This is a genomic window from Leptolyngbya sp. ST-U4, from assembly GCF_039962215.1.
Classification (GTDB): Bacteria; Cyanobacteriota; Cyanobacteriia; order Elainellales; family Elainellaceae; genus Leptolyngbya_A.
The window spans coordinates 83,128-103,251 of the sequence record NZ_JAMPKZ010000016.1 but is presented as its reverse complement, the minus strand read 5'-3'; the positions used below and the strand labels follow the sequence as shown (position 1 = coordinate 103,251).

The following is a 20,124-nucleotide window of genomic DNA, read 5'->3' as shown; positions in this document are numbered from 1 at the left end:
AAAGCCAGGGTCAATTGGAGATTTTCCAGTGCAGGTGCGCGCATTCGGTTAGGGCATCTCTATCCTAAATTAAAGCATGCTAACTAGGCAAAGTTTATTTGGTGAACTACTAGCTTTGGGGGAACTAATCCTCCAAGCCCCCAGCATTGGGGGATTTAGGGGGAGATGCAGGAGCTTAGTTGGGTTCTTCATATTTCTATTCAGCAACGCTTAAAATCCCAATAAAAAAGCCCGCATTAGCAGGCTTCTGTCTTCTCAACTTTAGAATTCAGATCGATCGACCAATCCCACTACGCTCGCACTTTTGCCTCACGATTCTTGAAGTAGAACCGGAAGAACAATTTTTCGAGTTCGACCCAAACGAACATCAACGAGCTGAAACCAATACAAATTAGCAGCTCAAATGGGCTGAGATAGTGAGTTCCAAAAAAGTCTTGGAGAGGCGGCACATACACCAGTGCAAGCTGTAGAAGGCTGGTTAAGCCCACTGCGAGCAGCAGGAACGGATTGGTGAACGGGTTAAGCTCGATCGTCAAGCGAGAATTCGAGCGAATTGCCAATGCGTGCCCCATTTGTGCCAGACAAAGCGTGGTGAAGACCATCGTTTTCCAGCGATCGCGCACCAGCAGTTCTGTTTGCACCTGCTCGGTGTAGCCATATGCCCAGACCATCAGCGAGATCGCGATAATTGCCAGCACGATTCCAATTCGCACCATGTATGAGCCCAGTCCCCGCGCAAAGATGCTCTCTTTCGGGTCGTGGGGCGGACGGTTCATCACGTTCGGTTCCGCAGGTTCAACCGCTAAGGCAAGTGCAGGTAAACCATCCGTAACCAGGTTCATCCAAAGGATTTGTAGGGGAGTCAGGGGAACACCACCCGCACCCAGAAGCGGGGAAGCGGCGATCGTCAGCACTTCTCCAATGTTCGATCCCAGAATGTACTTAATAAAGCGGCGGATATTCGTATAAACAACCCGTCCTTCTTCGACCGCAGAAACGATCGTGGCAAAGTTATCGTCCAGCAGCACCATATCGCTGGCTTCTTTGCTCACATCGGTTCCGGTAATGCCCATCGCGATCCCGATATCGGCTTGCTTCAGGGCAGGTGCGTCGTTCACCCCGTCTCCGGTCATGGCGGCAATTTTGCCTCGATTCTGGAGCGCCTGCACGATTCGCAGCTTGTGTTCGGGTGCAACGCGAGCGTAGATGCCAACGCGATCGACCTGCTGCTCTAGTTCCTGCTGGCTAAACCGCTCCAGTTCCCGCCCAGTCAGCACTGCATCACCTGGATAAGAAATGCCCAAATCTTCTGCAATTGCCTGTGCAGTAAGCTGGTGATCTCCGGTAATCATCACCGGACGAATGCCTGCCGTCCGACAGCGGGCTACGGCATCGCGCACTTCGGGTCGGGGCGCATCAAGCATATCCACCAGCCCCAGCCAGACCATATCCTGTTCTGCGTTGTCCTCATTGCCTTCGGGAAGCATCTGGGTCAGCGGTCTGGCAGCAAAGCCCAAAACCCGCAGTCCGCGTCCGGCAAGCTGGTTGTTTTGTTCTAGAATCTGCTGACGCTGCGCCTCGGTCAGAGTCTCAACGCGATCGCCCACCATCACCTGCTGACACCGCTCCAGCACCAGTTCAGGCGATCCTTTACAGAACATCACCAGCGGCGAATTGGGAGACAACAACGTCGGGAATTGCTGGTGCATTTCTCCGGTCGCATCTTTGACGACAACGCTCATCCGTTTGCGTTCGGAAGAAAAGGGAAACTCGCCCACCCGGGGAAGCTGATTATTCAGTGGCTCTTTCATCAGTCTGGCTTTGCCGCCGACAACCAGCAATGCGCCCTCGGTTGGGTCGCCGATGATTGCCCATTGACCCTTTTCAGTTTGCAGAGCCGCATCGTTACACAAAACACAAGCCAGCAGAAGAGCTTGAAGATCGGCTTTATCGGGAGCCTCGATCGGTTTCGTTTCGCCCGGATGGAAAAACTGCCCTTCAGGAACGTAGCCTTCGCCCGTCACCTGAAGCGACCCAGAGAGCGGATGCACCGACTGCACCACCATTTTGTTTTGGGTCAGCGTTCCGGTCTTGTCCGAACAAATCGTTGTCACCGAACCCAGGGTTTCTACCGCAGGCAGTTTACGGATGAGAGCCTGACGGCGCACCATTCGCTGCGTTCCCAGTGCCAGGGTGACGGTAATGACTGCAGGCAGACCTTCGGGAACGACCGCAACCGCCATACTGAGCGACACTTCCAGGAAGTCGCGGAGCTGTCCAATTCCGGTCGCCAAAACCCCGCCAATGACGACGATCGCCACCAGTGCCAGGGCACCTGAAACCAGAACCTTGCTGAGCTGGTCCATCCGCTGCTGGAGCGGAGTCGGCTCAGATTGAACGCCCTGAAGCAGAGTGGCAATTTTGCCCAGCTCGGTTCGCATTCCCGTTCCCGTCACCAGGACATTGCCGCGCCCATTTACAACTTCGGTTCCCTGAAACACCATATTGACCCGATCGCCCAGTGAAGCATCCTGGGGTAGTTGGGCGTTTGCCTGCTTGACGACGGCGTGGGCTTCTCCCGTCAGGGCAGCTTCCCGAACTTGCAGGTTCGCCGCTTCCAGCAAACGACCATCGGCGGCAATTTGCACTCCGGCTTCCACCATCATCACATCGCCCGGAACCACATCCTTTGCATCAATTTCGCTGATTCTGCCGTCGCGCAGCACCCGCACACGGGGCGAAGCTAAATTCTTCAGCGCAGCCAGAGCTTTTTCAGCGCGGCTTTCCTGCACGTAACCCAAAATGCCGTTGAGAATGACGATCGCCAGAATTGCAATCGTGTCTTTAAAGGGAATTTCATCTGGCGAAGCAGTGCCTGCCCGGAGATCGATTAAGTCCAGCACGCCGGAAATAAGGGCAACTGCAATCAGCATGATCAGCATAATGTTCTTAAACTGATCAAGCAAAATTTCCCAAGAGCTGCGCCCGCTTGTCTCTTCTAGCTCGTTGAGACCATATTGCCGCTGCCGTTCGGCGATTTGTTCTGGGGATAATCCTGCTTGTCGATCGCCCTGAAGAATTTGGACCGCTTTATCAGCTTCCAGTGTGTACCAGAGTGGAGTTTGAGAAGACGGAACATCGGTAGTCATGAATCAGCTCACAGGAAATTTTGAAGGTCTGGGAATAAGAAGGGCTAGTCGTTATGAAAAAGACTCATCAGACCCATCCTATTGCGATCAGGATAAGCTCCGCTATTATTTTGCGGCTAGCAATTTAACAATATTCTCTTCTAAGGATAACTATTAAAAAAAGATAAAACGTAAAACCTGGAGAAGTAAATTGTTTGGGGCACAACCTATTCCTGCATAATAAGCGCCAGAGAATAGGAGCAATCCGCACTCCTTTAATATTTAGTTTTGTATCTTTTACTCAATAAATAATAAATTGTAGTTTTTGCTACAGTTTTTCGGGAAAGATAGAGATAGCAGGACAGACCATCGCTTCAAATCATCACTTCAAACCATCGCTTCAGTCGTCTCCTGCTCAGCCATTGAGAAGTCATTGAGAATTTCCGCAATGAGGAGGCATCGAATGTCTAACCCAAACTCCGGCACGATCGCTCATCAAGTGTCCGGTTCTCTTTTATCTGACGCAAATACTCGACTTGAAAAAGCTTTGCGCTACGTGACGATCGGCGAAGATGCGATCGAACGGCTCAGAGCACCCAAAGCTAGCCTTACCGTCTCGATCCCAGTGAGAATGGATGACGGTTCGCTACGTGTTTTTCAGGGCTATCGCGTCCGCTATGACGACAGCCGGGGTCCAACAAAAGGTGGGATTCGCTTTCATCCGGGCGTGACGCTCGACGAAGTTGAATCTTTAGCATTTTGGATGACCTTTAAATGTGCCGTGCTGAATCTGCCGTTTGGCGGCGCAAAGGGTGGCGTGACCGTGAATCCTAAGGAGCTGTCTAAATTTGAGCTAGAAAGCCTGAGCCGAGGCTACATTGACGCGATCGCCGACTTTATTGGACCCGATGTGGATATTCCCGCCCCCGATGTCTACACGAATGCCATGATCATGGGCTGGATGATGGATCAGTACAGCACGATCCGCAGGCAAATTACCCCTGGAGTTGTGACGGGCAAACCGATCACCATGGGCGGCAGCCTCGGACGTGAAACTGCAACCGCAATGGGGGCTTTCTTCTCGATCCAAACACTGATGCCGAAGCTCGATCGCAAACCTAGCGAAACGACGGTAGCTGTCCAGGGATTTGGCAATGCTGGAGCAGTTTTGGCAGAATTGCTCTACCGGGCAGGCTACAAAGTCGTGGCGGTCAGTGATTCGCAGGGCGGCGTTTATGCAGCACAAGGACTGGATATCCCCAGCGTCCGCCAAATCAAAGACGCAACACGCGGCATCAAAGCAGTTTATTGCAGGGGCAGCGTGTGCAGCCAGATTGACCATGAAGTCATCACCAATGGGCAACTGCTCGAACTGGATGTTGATATCTTGATCCCGGCTGCGCTCGAAAACCAGATCACTGCTGAGAACGCCGATCGCATTCAGGCGAGATACATTTTCGAGGTGGCAAACGGACCCATTACATCGGCAGCCGACGCAATTTTGGAAAGCAAGGGAATTCAGGTGTTTCCCGATATTTTGGTCAATGCGGGCGGCGTCACAGTTAGCTACTTTGAGTGGGTGCAAAACCGCAGCGGGCTTTACTGGAGCCTGGAAGAAGTGAACCGCCGCCTCAATGAAAAAATGACCGAGGAAACCGAGCGGATTTGGGTAACGGCAAAAGAGCTTTCCTGCTCAATGCGAACCGCCGCCTATGTTCATGCCCTCGATCGCCTGGGACAAGCTCTGCGGACACGAGGTACGCGGGAAGACTACCGCAGCTAAGCTTGCCAATTCAGTCAGGAATCCTTCCGCAAAAAAAGTGACGATCGCACGAGTCCCCCTTATACTTTTGGAACGGTCAGATTCATGCACTTGGCTGTGGTGGAAAACTCCTTTATCTAGCGTTAGTCGTGCTGAATTAATGGGATCGTGCTATAGCAGTAGAGATTAAATTCTGAAGGGTCATTCTAAAAGGTGAAAGGCTATGACGGCTGTGCTTGATCCCAGTGCTGCTCGGCGGAAATCGTCCCGCTCCTCAACAGCACCCCGTCGGAAAAATTCGGCAACGCGATCTTCACTTCGAGGAACTGCGAAGCAATCGACTCGGGGAGAGGCGAAGCAAGGTAGAGCGAAAGTGGTTCCGCTGCGGCAAACCAATCCTGTCTCAGATCCTGCTTCAGACCTGACGATTTCGGCAGGAAAACTGCGATCGATCGCCCCAGAAGCCAACTTGCGCCATCTGGAGCAATCTTCCTTAGGGAAAGCCACAACCCGTTCGGCTGCAAAGCGATCGTCAGTGCGAAGCCTGCCCCAGCCCCAGCCGCTTCCCCTCTGGCTGCGGGGACTGTTTGCCTTACAGCAGGGATCAACGCTGATTACGCTCTTGCTGGTGATTGCAGGACTGGGCGTTTATGGCTGGACGGTTTACACCCAGCAGCGATGGAGCGACGCTTATCGGCAGCTCGAGCGATTGCAGAAGCGGGAACGGCAGTTTCTCACGACTAACGAAGTTCTTAAAAATCAGATGGCAGAGCAGGCAGAAAAGCCGGGAACAGGTTTAGTGCCACCCGACCCCAACAGCACAATTTTCCTCAGTCCTGCCCCCCTGCGTCCTGCGACTGCCCCTGAAGTAACCCCTATGCCGGATACTCCAATTCCTGCCCGTCCTTTGGGCTATTAATTCGGCATTTTCTGTTTAACATTTTTTGACATTTAATGTTGAGCAGAATTTTTCTGTTCAGATTATCGTTCTGGCATCACTCCCTGTTTCGAGTTGGTCGATGGCTACTCCTCCTTTCCCGTTTTCTGCTCAATCTGCTGCCCAATTTTCGCGCCGTGCCTCTGCCCGAAGTCGCCGTCGTGCCTCAGGAACTCCAATTCCGCAGCAGCGATCGTCCCGCCGGGAAAACCGCTTTAGCTCGGTTTCTGTAGCGCGTTCTCGATCGAAAAACCCCATTCGACGCGATCGAGTCCAGCGCGATCGAAAAGTTTCGGGTTCTGGTTCCGGTTCTTTTGGGATTTCGCCAAAGGTGCAGCGGCAGCGATTGCTGATTGTCTGGCTGATTATGCTGGGTGCAATGCTGCTTTTGCTGCTCAATTTGCTGAAAATTCAAGTATTCCAGGCAGGGATGCTGCAAGAACGAGCAAAAGAACAGCAGGTGCTCGATCTGCGCCCGGTCATGCCCCGTCGTCCGATTGTGGATCGATCCGGGAATGTGCTGGCGATCGATCAGCCCGTTTATACGCTATTTGCCCATCCTTTTCTGTTTAACGAAGCTAAAGAGAAGGTTGCCGCAGACTTGGCGCCGATCGTGGGACAGTCGGTGCAGCAGTTAATGGACAAATTTAAAGCTCAGGAAAGCGGTATTCGAGTTCGGGATGATATTTCAGAAGATACCCAGGAGCGAATTGCAACTCTGGGGTTCGACGGCTTAGAGTTGGTTCCTGAGCAGGAAAGGATTTATCCGCAGCAGGCTCTTTTTCCGGAAATTGTGGGATTTGTGAATGCCGATCGCCAGGGTCAGTCCGGCGTTGAAGCTTCTCTAGAACCTCAGATTGAGCAGTCGATCGCGTCAATGACGCTCAGACGATCGGGTGATGGGGGAATTGTGCCCATTAACCTGCCCGAGCATTTTCTTCAGCATCAGAAAGACGATTTGCGGCTTCAGCTTACAGTAGACAGTCGGCTTCAGCGGGCGGCTCGTTCTGCGTTGGATGGGCAAATGCAGAAGTACAACGCCAAGCGGGGAGCTGTGGTGGTTATGGATGTGCAGGACGGCTCAATTCGATCGCTGGTCTCCGCCCCTGCCTTTGATCTCAACAAGTTTTATGAAGCAAAAATCGAGCAGCTGAAAAACTGGATTTTGACCGACCTGTATGAGCCGGGGTCAACCTTTAAGCCCGTTAACGTGGCGATCGCGCTGGAATCTGGAGCTGTGGGTTCCGATGCTTCTTTCTACGACGAAGGGGCGATCGAAGTAGACGGTTGGCCCATTCAAAACGCAGACTTTAGCTACGCAGGCGGGCGCGGACAGCTTTCCCTCACTGAAATCTTGCAGCATTCCAGCAACGTGGGCATGGTGCATTTGATGGAAACGCTACAGCCCGGTGTGTACTACGGCTGGCTCGAAAAGCTGAAGATCAATCAGCCAACAGAAATTGATCTGCCCTCGGAAGCGACCGGGCAGCTTAAGGACTACACGCAGTTTACCGAATCCGTGATTGAACCCGCGACCACCGCATTTGGACAGGGCTTTTCGCTCACGCCGATCAAACTGCTTCAGCTTCACGCCATGCTGGCAAACGGTGGTAAGCGAGTTACGCCCCATGTGGTGAGAGGCTTGGTTGACCCCCATGAAAGCCTGGTCTGGAAGCCGGACCTGCCTACGCCCGAAGCAGTCTTCTCACCCAAAACGGCAAACGCCGTACTGAACATGATGGAACACGTTGTTGAGGAAGGAACCGGAAAGGCTGCTCAGATTCCTGGCTACCGCATCGCTGGAAAGACGGGAACCGCTCAGAAAGCAAGCCCCGACGGAGGCTATATCGACGGCGCACGCATCACCAGCTTTGTTGGCATTTTCCCGGTTGAGGCTCCCCGTTATGTGGTGCTGGCAGTAGTCGATGAGCCGCAGGGCGATGATGCTTATGGTTCAACTGTCACTGCACCGATCGTCAAATCCGTCATGGAGTCGATTATTGCGATCGACCATCTCCCCCCTGCCAAGCCCACTGATCAGCCCCAGGAAGAACCCGCACAACCTTAAACCTCACTTCTTATCTCCTCATCCCCTTACTCTCACCTCTCACTTCTCCACCCCCTAGTACCGCTCCAGCAACATCCCCACCTCCTCCTCCAGCGTCATTTCCTGCATCGCTGCCCATTCTGCTTGCCGTACTGCCAGAAATGCCTGTGTCAGCGGGGTTCCCAGCGCGTTCAAAAGATGCTCATCCTGCTTCAGATGCTCGATCGCCTCACCCAGCGTTGAAGGTAAGCGATCGATCTTGCGCTGCTGCCGTTCTGCTTTTGAGAAATTACCGGGATCGATCGTCACTTCTTCACCCGGCGTGAGGGCGCGTCGGATACCGTCCAGCCCAGCAGCGACCGTGGCTCCCAGAGCCAAATAGGGATTGGCAGACGCATCCACGGTTTTTAGTTCCAGATGGGTCGGACTCGGTGGAACGGGACTGCTCGGAATCCGAACGGCTGCTTCCCGGTTGTCTTTGCCCCAGCAGCGAAACGCGCCGCTCCAGAAGTGAGGCTGCAACCGACGGTAGGAATTGACGCTGGGTGTCGTGATTGCCATCAGCGCAGGCAAATGATCGAGGATCCCGGCAACAAAAGCCAGGGCGATCGGACTCAGTTCACCCGGTTGCTGTGGGTCAGGCATGAGATTTGCCCCCTGCCGCCACAAACTTAGATGCAGATGACAACCGCTGCCTGCCTGGTTTGCAAAGATCTTGGGCAAAAACGAAGCAATCAGCTCATGCTGAAGGGCAACACCATGAACGGTTTCGCGAAACGCAATCTGCTGATCGGCGGCTGTGAGTGCCCCAGTATAGCGAATCGAAATTTCATGCTGACCGTGGCCGGACTCTGGATAATACCGCTCGACTGCAATTCCCTGGGCGATCAGGGCAGCCACGATGTCATCAATCACAGCTCGATTTTGATCCATACTCAGCGACGCACCAAACAGCGTGCGATCGACGGGCGCAATTCCCTCGCTGCTGCGGGACAGCAGATAAAACTCGTTCTCAAACGCTGCTTTCACCTCTAAGCCGATTGCCTGTGCCTGAGCAATCATGCGCTGCAAAAAACTGCGCGGACAAAGTGCCCAGGGTTGCCCCTCACGCATCATCTTTCCCACCACACGGGCATGACCGGGGGCATAGGGCAATAGCGCAAGCGTAGACCAATCCGGCACTAGCCAGGCTTCTCCCACCGGACCCAAACCACTCTCTGGCGCAGGCGCATCAGCCATCACGGGAACGGCTTGTTGGGCGATCGAAATCCCAATGCCCCAATCCTGATGTTCTTCCAAAAATGCCGTATGAAATGCCTTCGCCCGAATCACATTCGCATTATCACACCAGACAATCCGCACAAAGCGCACTGCTGCTGAATCAAGGAGCCGCTGCCAGTCTTGCATCATCGCTTTCACCATTGATTCTGCCTGAGTTTGAAAGCCATTGTGACGGGGAGTTCTATCTTTGGCAAGCAGATTCTATAGTCCGCATTGCTCATCTATATCACTGTTGTATGACTGTGTTTTAGTGTCGCCTTTGAGAATTAGCTACTTTAGAAGCCAAGAATTTTTAACACAAATTGCTAACGCTCATTGGATGACAAGCTAAACAGCCTATTCTTGCGCCTTTGGTTGAAAAAATAATGATTGAAAGAATAGCTTTTACTAAAGCGGCTGTCCAAAAAATTTGGATTCAGCAAAGTTCAAAACTCGGGCAGATCGTAGAAGCCTTCTGTAATCTTTCTTTAGGGCAAAAGACATTTCAAAGATGCCTTGAGACAAGCAGAGCAGCAAACGGATAAAGGATTTTAGCATTGTTTTACTTAACCTCACCGATCGCCTCTAAATATCACCTCTAAATAAAAACCATTTCACATCGCCCCAATTCCCTCTCAACGTAATGGAATTGCGACAATAATGAAGGAAAGTCTCTCAAAAAATGTGCGATGTATTTGACTTGGCTCGACACTAATTCCTGGCTGATTGAAATGGCAGGACAAAAAATCCTGCTCGATCCCTGGCTTGTAGGGTCGCTGATGTTTGGCAAGATGTCCTGGCTGTTTAAGAGCGATCGTCGCTCCCAGCGTGCCATTCCTGATGCAATTGATCTGATTTTGCTCTCCCAGGGACTTGAAGACCATGCCCATCCGCCTACGCTAGAGCAGCTCGATCGCCAGATTCCTGTCGTTGCTTCTCCAAATGCGGCGAAAGTGGTGAATCGGTTGGGCTACGCGCAGGTAACGGCTCTGGCACACGGCGAAAGCTTCACGCTGGCAAACGCGCTCAAGATTCAGGCAGTACCCGGTTCTTTGGTCGGACCGACGCTGGTTGAGAATGGCTATGTGCTAACCGATCTTCAGCAAGGTACTTCGCTTTATTATGAACCGCACGGCAACCACGCCCCGATGCTGAAAGCACTTGCGCCGATCGATGTGGTGATTGCGCCGATCGTAGATTTGCAGCTTCCGATCGTGGGGGCAGTGATTCGCGGCAGAAGTGCGACGGTTGAACTGGCAAAAGTCCTGAATCCTAAAGTAATTCTGCCCACCGCAGCTGGGGGCGATATTGAGATGAGCGGTATTCTTCCCGGTCTACTTAAGGCAGAAGGCAGTGCGGCGGAACTACAATCACGCCTGGCAGCAGCAAAGCTCTCAGCACAGGTGATCGAGCCGAAACCAGGCGATCGATTAGAAGTGCCGATCGCCTGATTTTTGTTTGATCATCGCTGAAACTCAGACCCTACGAGGCAGAAACCGAAACGCAATCGGCAGAGCCTTCCGAGAGTTCGCCGCCAAGCTGCCGCAGGGAATTTTCTAAATCCTGGGTAAGGTTTTGGGCACGCTGTTTCACGTTACCCTGCCCATATTGATTCACCTCAAGCGGTTTGCCGATCGCGATCTTAACCGGACAGCCCCAAGTGGGAAACTCCTGCCCATACTCCAGATGAATCGGCACAATTTTAACGCCCAATCCAGGCTGATTTCCTTCGGCTTGCAGCGCGAGTCTTGCGAGTCCGGGCTTCAGCGGGTGAACCTGATGGTCGCGAAAGATTCCCCCCTCTGGAAAGATCACCATCATTTCGCGGTTGTGCAGCACTTCAACGCCGAATCGAAGACTGGCGATCGCAGGCTGTCGCGGATTCACCGGAAACCCACCCAGTCGCTGAATCATCCAACCCTGAAGCCCTTTCACTTCATCGGCAGTCACCATAAATCGGATGTCGCGCCCTGTAACAAATCGACCTGCCGCATAGGGAACCAGCAGCGCATCCCAGCGCGATCGATGAGTTGGGGCAAGAATCACCGGACCCTCCAGGGGCAAGTTTTTCTGTCCCGTGATTTCAATCCGAAAGTAGTTGGGCAAAACGAACCAGCAGCCCAAAGGGTAAACCAGGGGTGTGAGCCAGGGAGAAATTCGCGATCGAATGGTCGTCACTGGAGCTTTGGAAGAGGGTTCCGGTGGCTCAGGCATTTGCGGGGTGGAAGCGGGTTGAATCACTTCAGGTTCAGCGGGGCGATCGTGAGAAGAGTGAAGCAAAACCATAGCTAAGCAGTTCAATAAAGCCCATCACCATTGGGGCATACCTTATACCCACATTAGTTGCTCGTGTTCATCTCTCCCTCTTTCAGGGGACAGTTCCCTCGCCGTCTATTGGCTGATTTGCGGGGCGGTGCTGTTCATGAGTTCGCCGACGCTGCCTAAACCAGTCTTGCAACTGCTGACGGCAGGCAAGTTCCAGGATGCCGCCTACTACGGGAAGCCGATGAAAGGAGCAGGCACTATCGGGCAAATTGGCGACCGTCCGTACCGCCCCTGTCTTCGGGTCATCTGCCCCATACACCAACAGCCCCAGCCGCGCCTGCACGATCGCCCCAGCACACATCGGGCAAGGCTCCAGCGTCACATACAGCGTACAGGACTCCAAATGCCAGGAACTCAATTGCTGACCCGCCTGCCGCAGTGCCAGAATTTCTGCGTGAGCTGTTGGATCGCGATCTCGCTCTCGCCGATTTTCCCCCGTGGCAATCTCCCGATTTCCCTGAACAATCACCGCTCCCACCGGAATTTCTCCTGCTTCTCCTGCCGCCTGTGCCAACTCGATCGCCTGGGTCATCCAGTGATAGTGGATGAGGTAATCAGGATGATCGATCGGGGGTGGAGGAAGGGGCATTGGAGTGGAAGGGAGAAGGGAGTGAGGGGGAGTTTTTTAAGGATTGCGCCTGGGACTGTTGTAATGCAGTTGTGATGCAGTGATGGCTGGAAGGTCTGATTATTCAGGCTGCATTAGGAGTGCATCGAGCTTGCCTTCGCGATCGATCGTATAGAGATCATCACAGCCGCCAATATGTTGATTGTTGATAAAAATTTGCGGAACAGTGCGCCGACCGTTGGCGCGTTCTGCCATTTTGACTCGTGCCGCTCCGTCTCCGTCAATTCTGTATTCCGTGAAAGGAACGCCTTTCCAGCGCAGCAGCACTTTTGCCCGAATGCAGTAGGGGCAGGTTTGCCAGGTGTAGACTTCGACGTTTGCCCTGATTTTCTCAGAAGGGCGTTTTAGGAGAAAGTTGAGGAGGTTTGGCATGGGTTGAGGGGTGAAGGGGTGGATTAAGTAGAGGGGTAAGGGGGTGGAGGGGGTGATGAAGGAGTGAAGGGGCGAGGATCGCCTGGAGAAGTTTTGCGATCGCTTTGGATGTCTGGATAAACTCCACCGCTTCACTTCAAAAGCAACTTTTTAATCTGCTCCAGCTTTCCCTGATACGGCGCGTATCGCCAGGGCAGATCAAGCCAGAAGGGCTTAGCGAGGATGCTTTTGTAGTGCGAGAAGGTGTCGAAGCTGGCTTTGCCGTGGTATTTGCCGATGCCGCTTTCGCCCACGCCGCCAAAGGGAAGTTGCGCTACGCCGACGTGCATGATCGTTTCATTGAGGCAAACTCCGCCGGATGACGTTTCTTGGAGGATGCGCTGCTGGAGTGGTTTGTTGCGGGTGAAGAGGTAGAGGGCAAGCGGTTTGGGCTTGGACAGGATCAGGTCGATCGCCTCTTCAATATCGCTGTATTCAATCACAGGCAGGAGCGGACCAAAGATTTCTTCCTGCATAAGGGGTGCATCCAGATCCACGGAGTCGAGAAGGGTGGGGGCGATGTAGCGATCGCTTTCATTTAGTTGACCGCCGACAATCGGCTGACCGTTCTGCATCAGATGAGCCAGTCGCTCGAAGTGTCGATCGCTCACAATGCGTCCGTAGTCAGGGCTGGTTGCCGGGTCGTCACCATAAAATTCGCGCAGGGCTGCGGTGATGGCTTCGATGAGTTGGGGTTTGATGCGGCGATCAACCAGCAGATAATCAGGCGCGATGCAGGTTTGTCCGGCGTTGATAAATTTGCCCCAGACGATGCGTTTGGCGGCGGTTTTCAGGTCAATATCCGCATCGACAATGCAGGGACTTTTGCCGCCCAGTTCCAGCGTGACCGAGGTGAGATGTTTGGCAGCGGCTGCCATGATAATTTTGCCGATCGCCGTTCCGCCCGTGAAGAAAATATGGTCAAACTTTTCGTTGAGCACTGCCTGACTGACTTCGACCCCGCCTTCGACGATCGCAATATATTGGGGGTCAAAGGTTGCCTCGATCAGATCGGCGACGACGCGAGAGGTGTGGGGTGCAATTTCCGAGGGTTTGAGCAAAGCGCAGTTTCCGGCGGCGATCGACCCCACCAGGGGCGAAATCATGAGCTGAAACGGATAGTTCCAGGGTCCAATAATCAGCACCACGCCCAGCGGTTCAGGAATAATTTGGGCTTTCGCCGGAAACTGTTCGGGCGGCGCACCAATGCTTTTGGGCTTCATCCAACTGCGTAGATGCTTGATGGCGTAGTCAATTTCCTGAATCACACCAACTTCAGTCGCAAAGGCTTCAAAGCCGGGCTTTCGCAAATCTGCCTGCACTGCCTGCATAATGGCTGCTTCCCGATCGAGGATTGCCTGCCGCAGCCGCTTGAGCTGATTAGTCCGAAACTCGATCGATCGCGTCTCGCCTGTCCGAAAATAGGCACGCTGTCGCCGCACGACACTTTCAATCTCAGCTTGCATCTGGTTTGTTTCGGAACCTGCGATAAATTGCACCATACCCAGCAACCTCTCCTGAGACATCTCTCTTCTACCCTAAATTCTTCTTAATAAATCGACAAGATTTCAGGAACGATCGGTTGAACTGCGGTAGCTAGAATTTGGGCAATTGGTTTTACGTTTGGTTTTACGTGTGGTTTCACTTCGCCGCGCAACTGCTTTTTTAGGGTTTATCTCAAATTCAGCCAGGGAATTCCTACCAAAAGGTGTAACCAAAGGTCTGAAAAGTTCACCGAGATCAGCAATGCGTGATTTAGATCAACAAAAAGCACTCTCGATTGTGTGTCATGCTTCGGTGTTTCTCAGTTCCGCGATCGTTTCCATTGTCATTCCGATCGTCATTCTTGCCACCAACGAAAATCCAATCGTAAAAGCAAATGCAAGAGAATCAATCAATTTTCACATCAGTCTGTATATCTATGCGATCGCCGCGTTCATTGTCGGATTTTTTGGCTTAAGTCTTTTCATTCCCTTTGTTATGGACGACTCCTTGATTACGCTAAACCTGCCGTCCGTTCTTTATTCGTTTCTCTTCGAGATTTCGCTAATGATTATGGTGGGGGCTGTGCTGCTATTTGTCCTGCTCTGGCTTGCCAGCTTGATTTTGCCGCTCGCTGCGATCGTCCGAGTTGCCAAACGCCCTGAGGTTCCGTATCGCTATCCCCTGATCTTCCGGCTCCTTTAACCTTGATTCTTATGCAAACCGAAACCAGTCAACGCAAACTCCTCTCTGCCCTCTGCCACGGCGCGATTTTGCTCAGTTCCACGATCGTTTCTGTTGCCATTCCAATTATTATCCTGTTGGTAAACGAAGACCCGGTTGTGAAAGCCAATGCGATCGAATCCCTCAACTTTCACATCAACGTTTTTCTCTATGGCATTATTTTCGGTGTGCTGACGGTGGTGTTGATTGGAATCCCACTCCTGGTTTTGCTAGGGGTTGCTACACTCGTGCTGCCGATTATTGCGATCGTCAAAGTCCTTGATCGCCCCGATCTGCCCTACCGCTATCCGTTTATTTTTCGCCTGCTGTAATCGGCTAAGCGACTACTTAAAGCATCAAGCTTGAACTCCCCACATGGGAGTATGCTATTAACGCAGTCGAACCTTACAGACTGAACATTGCAGACTAAAGAGGACTTCTCATGTCGATCGCTCGAATATTCGCCCTGGGCGGAGTCGTCATGTATCCCCTGTTGGGGCTGTCGATTCTGGCGATGGCTCTGATTCTAGAGCGGCTCATTTTCTGGTTTCAGGTCGGGCGAAAACAGGATGCCATTGTGCGCGATGTCCTGGCACTTTATCGTCGCAGTCCCAAAGCTGCCTTCCAGAAGCTCGAACAAAACGTGAACTTGCCGATCGCCCGCATTTTTTTAGCCGCCTTAGAGCTAGAGCAATCAACCCCCGACGAGTTTCGCTTAGCGTTGGAGAGTGCAGCGCAGGCAGAAATTCCCCTCCTGAAGCGATTTAACACCGTGTTTGAAACCGTGATCAGCGTTTCCCCCCTGTTGGGACTGCTGGGGACAATTCTGGGACTGATTACATCATTTGCCTCGCTGCGGATCGGCGAGTTGGGCGGACAGGCAACTGCAAACGTCACCGCAGGTATCAGCGAAGCCCTGATTTCGACTGCGGCTGGCTTGGTCGTTGCTATTTTTACCCTGCTGTTTGCCAATATGTTTCGAGGACTGTATCTGCGTCAAATTGCGCTGATTCAGGAATATGGCGGACAGCTTGAACTGATTCATCGTCGTCGCTACGAACGTGGAGGACTGCCTAATGCGTCTGCCTGATGAGCCGGAATCTCAGTTTCAAATCAACATCGTGCCGATGATCGATGTGATTTTTGCGATTCTCACTTTTTTCATTATGTCCACCCTGTTTCTGACTCGATCGCAGGGCTTACCCGTTAACCTGCCCAAAGCCGGAACCACCGAGAATCAGTCCCAGGAACAGTTTGTCATCACGATCGACCCTGCCGGAAACCTTGCTCTCAACCGAGCCGCGATGCCGCTAGACACGATCGAGGCCCAAATCAAAGCCGAAGCTGCCACCGGTCAGCAGCCGCTCGTGGTGATCAACGCAGATACAGCAGTCAGCCACGGTAACGTTGTGCAGGTGATGGATCGGCTGAGGGCGATCGATGGGGTGCGGTTGGCGATCGCGACAGAACAGCCGTAACGGGAACTACGGACGGTTAATCGATCGCAGTAGCCACAGCGTTGATGCTAGCCCGATAAAGTGCGCCAGAATCGCGTTGGTGTTGGACTGCACGACCAGTAGATCGAGCGGCGTGATAAACCGGAGCGGATTGCCCGAAAAGATGACAAAGCCCTGTTCAAAAGACTTCAGCAGCAGTGCCCCCGCGATCGCCTGCGCTCCTAAAACTGTCACCAGCAACCCTGCCAGATTGATCAGCAGCCCGATTTCCAGAATCCGAACTGTATCGCCACGCTTGGGACGCTCGGCACTGTTAGCAGCGGTGAGCTTGCGGGCCAGGCGAGTATAGCGAAACGCCCAATAAATGCTGGCAGCCAGCGCAACTAGCCCAATAAAAGCAAAGAAAAGCCCTGCCCCAGTTCCCGGATTAGCAGCGACCGGAGTGGTAGGATTCCCCGGATTCGGCGCAGGGGCACGGAGATTTCCCCCGGCAAAAATCAGCACGATTCCTGCAACGACTCCCAAAATCACCTGTGACCAGAAACTCACCCAGCCCAGAATTCGCAGCGATAAAGCAACGCGCCGGATCGCTGGAGAGACAGACACAGAACTCGATCGATTTGCCATATCCCGCACTCAAGGAAGATTCTCTCAGTGTAGATCGAGCGATTCCCAACTTGAGTTAGCGATCGAAGAAAAAACTGCCCCGTCTCGATTGCCATGCCATCAAGCTTGCCAAACCGCCCAAAAACAGCAGCCCGATTGCCCCAGATAGCGGATTGCGATCAATTCCCGTCAGCAGCATGGGAACGCGACTAGAGTAGCGAATCAAATTGCCCACATTCACCATGTAATAGCCCCAGACCAGTCCGGCATGCAGCCCGATCGCAAGCCCGAGCCTGCCTTGAGGACAGCGCGGATCAGCCACAGGACGGGGAACGGCAGTCGATCGCTTTGCCCAAACCAATGCCAGCCCCAGCAGCACCAGTCCTGGAAACTGAGGAAAAGTGCGAATAATTTCTGCGGGGGATTTAATAAAGTGGAGGCAGGCAAAAATCAGGCTATCTGCCCAAAGCACCGTTTTGGGGGAATAGTCGCGCCGCAGTTCGTCATAAATCCAGCCGCGAAAGACAAGCTCCTCGGCAAAGCCGATGCCCAACGCCATCACGCCACCTTCCAGCCCAATTCGCAGAGATGGGGCGAACGCTTGCCACTCAACCCAGCCCAAACTGCTCTGCACACCAAACAGAAAAAACAGGCTAAGCAAACCGATCGCCAGCCCCAACAATAGCTCCCGCCCATTTTGTTTGCTGAACACCAGCCCATAGGTCTGAAAAATTCGCCGATCGCCCTGTACCCTTTTACCCCAGACGCGAATCAGCAGCAGAAACGCGACAAACAGCAGAGACATGGTGAAGATCGTGACTTGATTGGCATCGCGCACGAGGAGGGCGATCGGCGCAGCAAAGGGCAGCCAGACTCCCACCACCAGCAGAAGAAACGCGATGATTCGGACTGGGGCAGGATAAAGAGCGAGGCGAGTCAGGATGGGTTTCAAGCAGGTTTTAGGGAGGCAAAACGATCGGGAAGGGGTTTATCAGGAGATTTGAAGAGGCGCCGAGGGTCTCCATTGCCCCGTTCGTTCAGGAAATCGTCAGGACAGAACCGTTTATTCATCAGGCTCGATCGTGCTGGTTAACCCCCGGCTCTTTAAACCTTCGCAGTAAAATTCGGCGTGTTCCTGGGCGCAAGTAATCACCAGGGCAATGCCATTGACGTGCGCTTCCATCATAATGCTGACGGCTTGCGGCATCGTCAGGCCACTGACGGTTTCCATCAGTGACTTAACCACATGCTCCATTGAATTAAAGTCGTCGTTGTGCAGCAGCACCTTATAGCGGGGAGCAGGTTTACGGACGGTTGATGTAGAACGCTCTTGAATCGTTTCGACTGCCACAGGCTATCTCCTCAAATCGAAGTCTGACGGTTTTGCGAAGGAGTGCAATTCAGCTCACACGGTTTCCATGTTACAGAAAATTACGTGGGCAGGCTAAAGCCGCTGCGCCTGAATCAGAACGTTGAATCAAGGTTAAATATAAGGTAGGGGACAGCGATCGTGACTTCCCCAGGTGCAGAGTCAACGCTATAGATAGAGCCAGTTTTCCCTGAAAATCAATAAAATTGCTCTATCTAGCCTTTTATGCCGTAACCTAGTGGGTGCTGCTCCCCAGGTTCAGCAGGTTCCCTTGAACAAGCCCCCGGACAAGCTTATGCAAGCAACCCCCAAAGGAAACGTTCTCCGTGTCAATTCCTCGACGGCAGACGATCAGCAAAATCCCTCGATCGCGATCGACGAGCGCGGCAATTTTGTAATCGCGTGGCAGAGCGACAGTGAGGAAGACGAAGAAGAAGTTCTCGCCCGCTTCTTTCTCCCCGGCGGCACGGCTTTTGCCCCAGAGTTTTTGGTGAACTCGCTACGGGAGGGAGACCAGGAACGCCCCGCTCTCGGAATCGATGGAATTGGCAATACGATCGCGGTTTGGCAGGCTGAAAATCAAGGCGATGCAGGCAGCGGCATCTTTGCCCAGCAATATGAGTTCAGCGGAGATGATTTCCGGGAGAATGGCTCTGAGTTTCGCATTAACACGACCACTGAGGGACGGCAGCAAAATCCGGACGTTGCGTTTGAACCGCTCGGAACCGATGAAGAAAACCGGGAAGCGCGTAACTTTGTCGTGGTCTGGCAAAACGAAGGACGCACAACGAACGAAGTGATCGGGCGCGATGAGAGTGGATTCGGCATCTTTGCTCAACGCTACAACAGTTCTGGAGCGCGTCAGGGCAGAGCTTTTTTGGTGAACACAACGACCGATCGCGCTCAGATCAATCCGGCGGTTGCAACGGACTCGGCGGGCAATTTTGTCGTGGTCTGGCAGAGCCGCACCCGGAACAACGGGTATGACATTTTTGCCCAACGATTTGATCGCTTCGGTAATCCGATCAACAATCAGTTTCAGGTGAATCCACGGGTCAGAGGCGATCAGATTAATCCTGATGTCACGGTTGGTCCGGCTGGTAATTTTGTCGTGGTCTGGCAGGACCAAGAGCAGGACGGGGACGGTTCAGGTATTTATGCCCGTCGCTACAACGCCAGAGGAAATGCGGTCGGTGCAGAGAATCTCCGCGTCAATTCCACCACAAACGGCGATCAGCAAACTCCGTCGATCGGCTCAGATAGGCAAGGCAACTTTACGATCGTTTGGGCCAGCGATAGCGATGATAATTTCAATGTGCTGGGACAGCAGTTTGGCTCGAATGGCAGCCGCATCGCCGGTGAATTCCAAGTCAACAAAACGACCGATAATGACCAGACCCTGCCCCAGATTGCAGTTCGTCCCAATGGCAATTTTGTTGTCGCGTGGCAGAGTGATGAGGGCGACGATCGCGGCACAGACATTCTGGCAAGACGCTTCACCGTTCCTCAAAATAGCGGCGGCAACGGCGGTAATAATGGCGGCAACAATAATGGCGGTAACGATGGCTCCCCGCCAACGACTCCTAGCCGACCCCGGCAACTGCGGGCAGCGCGATCGGCTCCTAAGGCAGATTTAATTGTGGGAACCGTAGAGGATGATCTGCTCAACAGCAGCAAAGGCAACGATCAAGGGTTCGGCAAAGCGCAATGGCTTGGCAAAGCGGGAGGCGATCGATTTGTGATTGGTAAAGGTCTAGGCATCAAGACCATTCTTGACTTTCAGCCAGGGAAAGACCAATTGATCCTCAAGGGCAATCTGCAGCTAGATGACCTCGTTTTTCTCCCGCAGGGCAGAAACACTGCGATCGAGGTAAACGGTCACCCAATTGCCTTTCTACAGGGAGTCAACCTTACGACAGAAAGCTTCAGCATCTAACCTGCGGGTGATTCAATGCCGTCCGAATGCGGATCAAATGCCGATCGCCAATC

At 53.1% G+C, this 20,124-nt stretch carries 18 protein-coding genes; 9 read left to right on the top strand and 9 right to left on the bottom strand.

Annotated elements, in window-relative coordinates:
• Positions 1–290: 290 nt before the first annotated feature.
• On the bottom strand, positions 291–3,149 hold the full coding sequence (locus tag NDA02_RS19970; RefSeq protein WP_190791989.1) for a cation-translocating P-type ATPase: 2,859 nt from the start codon (positions 3,147–3,149) through the stop codon (positions 291–293).
• Between the two features lie 478 nt (positions 3,150–3,627).
• On the opposite strand from NDA02_RS19970, the gene NDA02_RS19965 reads away from it, so the two are divergent.
• The 3 genes from NDA02_RS19965 (at position 3,628) to NDA02_RS19955 (ending at position 7,895) form a co-directional block, all read left to right on the top strand.
• Entirely contained in the window at positions 3,628–4,911 is a 1,284-nt protein-coding gene (locus tag NDA02_RS19965) for a Glu/Leu/Phe/Val dehydrogenase (protein WP_190791994.1), read from the top strand.
• Between the two features lie 202 nt (positions 4,912–5,113).
• Positions 5,114–5,809 (top strand): hypothetical protein, encoded by a 696-nt coding sequence (locus NDA02_RS19960; RefSeq protein WP_199296545.1) that lies wholly within the window; start codon positions 5,114–5,116, stop codon positions 5,807–5,809.
• Positions 5,810–5,909: 100 nt separating this feature from the next.
• Positions 5,910–7,895: a penicillin-binding protein 2 gene (locus NDA02_RS19955; protein ID WP_190791988.1), complete on the top strand. Its 1,986-nt coding sequence runs from the start codon at positions 5,910–5,912 to the stop codon at positions 7,893–7,895.
• Between the two features lie 54 nt (positions 7,896–7,949).
• Here the strand turns inward: NDA02_RS19955 and NDA02_RS19950 are convergent, their stop codons facing one another.
• Positions 7,950–9,296 (bottom strand): glutamine synthetase family protein, encoded by a 1,347-nt coding sequence (locus tag NDA02_RS19950; protein WP_242067337.1) that lies wholly within the window; start codon positions 9,294–9,296, stop codon positions 7,950–7,952.
• 527 nt (positions 9,297–9,823) lie between these two features.
• On the opposite strand from NDA02_RS19950, the gene NDA02_RS19945 reads away from it, so the two are divergent.
• Positions 9,824–10,585: an MBL fold metallo-hydrolase gene (locus NDA02_RS19945; RefSeq protein WP_190791987.1), complete on the top strand. Its 762-nt coding sequence runs from the start codon at positions 9,824–9,826 to the stop codon at positions 10,583–10,585.
• Positions 10,586–10,616: 31 nt separating this feature from the next.
• On the opposite strand, the gene NDA02_RS19940 is transcribed toward NDA02_RS19945, so the two are convergent.
• The 4 genes from NDA02_RS19940 to NDA02_RS19925 all read right to left on the bottom strand — a co-directional run bounded on the left by NDA02_RS19940 (position 10,617) and on the right by NDA02_RS19925 (position 13,964).
• Positions 10,617–11,348: a lysophospholipid acyltransferase family protein gene (locus NDA02_RS19940; protein ID WP_190791991.1), complete on the bottom strand. Its 732-nt coding sequence runs from the start codon at positions 11,346–11,348 to the stop codon at positions 10,617–10,619.
• A gap of 154 nt (positions 11,349–11,502) precedes the next feature.
• Positions 11,503–12,048 carry a tRNA adenosine(34) deaminase TadA gene (gene tadA, locus NDA02_RS19935; RefSeq protein WP_190791986.1) on the bottom strand — a complete coding sequence of 182 codons (546 nt, stop codon included), beginning with the start codon at positions 12,046–12,048 and terminating at the stop codon, positions 11,503–11,505.
• 99 nt (positions 12,049–12,147) lie between these two features.
• Positions 12,148–12,459, bottom strand: coding sequence for a glutaredoxin 3 (gene grxC, locus NDA02_RS19930; RefSeq protein ID WP_190791985.1), 312 nt, complete (start codon positions 12,457–12,459; stop codon positions 12,148–12,150).
• A 131-nt stretch (positions 12,460–12,590) separates the two neighbouring features.
• The gene (locus NDA02_RS19925; RefSeq protein WP_190791990.1) at positions 12,591–13,964 is read right to left on the bottom strand and encodes an aldehyde dehydrogenase family protein; all 1,374 of its coding nucleotides are present in this window, start codon (positions 13,962–13,964) and stop codon (positions 12,591–12,593) included.
• Between the two features lie 280 nt (positions 13,965–14,244).
• Here NDA02_RS19925 and NDA02_RS19920 point away from each other — a divergent pair, with 280 nt between their 5' ends.
• The 4 genes from NDA02_RS19920 to NDA02_RS19905 all read left to right on the top strand — a co-directional run bounded on the left by NDA02_RS19920 (position 14,245) and on the right by NDA02_RS19905 (position 16,181).
• Positions 14,245–14,685 carry a DUF4870 domain-containing protein gene (locus NDA02_RS19920; protein ID WP_190791984.1) on the top strand — a complete coding sequence of 147 codons (441 nt, stop codon included), beginning with the start codon at positions 14,245–14,247 and terminating at the stop codon, positions 14,683–14,685.
• 11 nt (positions 14,686–14,696) lie between these two features.
• Positions 14,697–15,035, top strand: a complete 339-nt coding sequence (locus NDA02_RS19915; protein WP_190791983.1) for a DUF4870 domain-containing protein — start codon at positions 14,697–14,699, stop codon at positions 15,033–15,035.
• 110 nt (positions 15,036–15,145) lie between these two features.
• Complete coding sequence (locus NDA02_RS19910) at positions 15,146–15,793, top strand: MotA/TolQ/ExbB proton channel family protein (RefSeq protein ID WP_190791982.1); 648 nt, start codon at positions 15,146–15,148, stop codon at positions 15,791–15,793.
• Positions 15,780–16,181, top strand: a complete 402-nt coding sequence (locus NDA02_RS19905) for a biopolymer transporter ExbD (RefSeq protein WP_190791981.1) — start codon at positions 15,780–15,782, stop codon at positions 16,179–16,181. The genes NDA02_RS19910 and NDA02_RS19905 overlap by 14 nt, the downstream gene beginning before the upstream one ends.
• Positions 16,182–16,187: 6 nt before the next feature.
• On the opposite strand, the gene NDA02_RS19900 is transcribed toward NDA02_RS19905, so the two are convergent.
• The 3 genes from NDA02_RS19900 to clpS form a co-directional block, all read right to left on the bottom strand.
• Complete coding sequence (locus NDA02_RS19900; RefSeq protein ID WP_190791980.1) at positions 16,188–16,787, bottom strand: DUF3611 family protein; 600 nt, start codon at positions 16,785–16,787, stop codon at positions 16,188–16,190.
• A gap of 55 nt (positions 16,788–16,842) precedes the next feature.
• The gene (locus NDA02_RS19895) at positions 16,843–17,718 is read right to left on the bottom strand and encodes a type II CAAX endopeptidase family protein (RefSeq protein ID WP_190791979.1); all 876 of its coding nucleotides are present in this window, start codon (positions 17,716–17,718) and stop codon (positions 16,843–16,845) included.
• 111 nt (positions 17,719–17,829) lie between these two features.
• Complete coding sequence (gene clpS, locus NDA02_RS19890) at positions 17,830–18,117, bottom strand: ATP-dependent Clp protease adapter ClpS (protein WP_190791978.1); 288 nt, start codon at positions 18,115–18,117, stop codon at positions 17,830–17,832.
• Positions 18,118–18,430: 313 nt separating this feature from the next.
• Here clpS and NDA02_RS19885 point away from each other — a divergent pair, with 313 nt between their 5' ends.
• The gene (locus NDA02_RS19885; protein WP_190791977.1) at positions 18,431–20,071 is read left to right on the top strand and encodes a hypothetical protein; all 1,641 of its coding nucleotides are present in this window, start codon (positions 18,431–18,433) and stop codon (positions 20,069–20,071) included.
• The last annotated feature ends 53 nt before the right edge of the window (positions 20,072–20,124 follow it).

Coding starts and splice junctions, on each gene's coding strand:
- NDA02_RS19970 (WP_190791989.1), bottom strand. CDS start 3,149: ATGACTACCGATGTTCCGTCTTCTCAAACTCCACTCTGGTACACACTG.
- NDA02_RS19960 (WP_199296545.1), top strand. CDS start 5,114: ATGACGGCTGTGCTTGATCCCAGTGCTGCTCGGCGGAAATCGTCCCGC.
- NDA02_RS19955 (WP_190791988.1), top strand. CDS start 5,910: ATGGCTACTCCTCCTTTCCCGTTTTCTGCTCAATCTGCTGCCCAATTT.
- NDA02_RS19950 (WP_242067337.1), bottom strand. CDS start 9,296: ATGGTGAAAGCGATGATGCAAGACTGGCAGCGGCTCCTTGATTCAGCA.
- NDA02_RS19945 (WP_190791987.1), top strand. CDS start 9,824: ATGTATTTGACTTGGCTCGACACTAATTCCTGGCTGATTGAAATGGCA.
- NDA02_RS19940 (WP_190791991.1), bottom strand. CDS start 11,348: ATGCCTGAGCCACCGGAACCCTCTTCCAAAGCTCCAGTGACGACCATT.
- tadA (WP_190791986.1), bottom strand. CDS start 12,048: ATGCCCCTTCCTCCACCCCCGATCGATCATCCTGATTACCTCATCCAC.
- grxC (WP_190791985.1), bottom strand. CDS start 12,459: ATGCCAAACCTCCTCAACTTTCTCCTAAAACGCCCTTCTGAGAAAATC.
- NDA02_RS19925 (WP_190791990.1), bottom strand. CDS start 13,964: ATGCAAGCTGAGATTGAAAGTGTCGTGCGGCGACAGCGTGCCTATTTT.
- NDA02_RS19920 (WP_190791984.1), top strand. CDS start 14,245: ATGCGTGATTTAGATCAACAAAAAGCACTCTCGATTGTGTGTCATGCT.
- NDA02_RS19915 (WP_190791983.1), top strand. CDS start 14,697: ATGCAAACCGAAACCAGTCAACGCAAACTCCTCTCTGCCCTCTGCCAC.
- NDA02_RS19910 (WP_190791982.1), top strand. CDS start 15,146: ATGTCGATCGCTCGAATATTCGCCCTGGGCGGAGTCGTCATGTATCCC.
- NDA02_RS19905 (WP_190791981.1), top strand. CDS start 15,780: ATGCGTCTGCCTGATGAGCCGGAATCTCAGTTTCAAATCAACATCGTG.
- NDA02_RS19900 (WP_190791980.1), bottom strand. CDS start 16,787: ATGGCAAATCGATCGAGTTCTGTGTCTGTCTCTCCAGCGATCCGGCGC.
- NDA02_RS19885 (WP_190791977.1), top strand. CDS start 18,431: ATGCAAGCAACCCCCAAAGGAAACGTTCTCCGTGTCAATTCCTCGACG.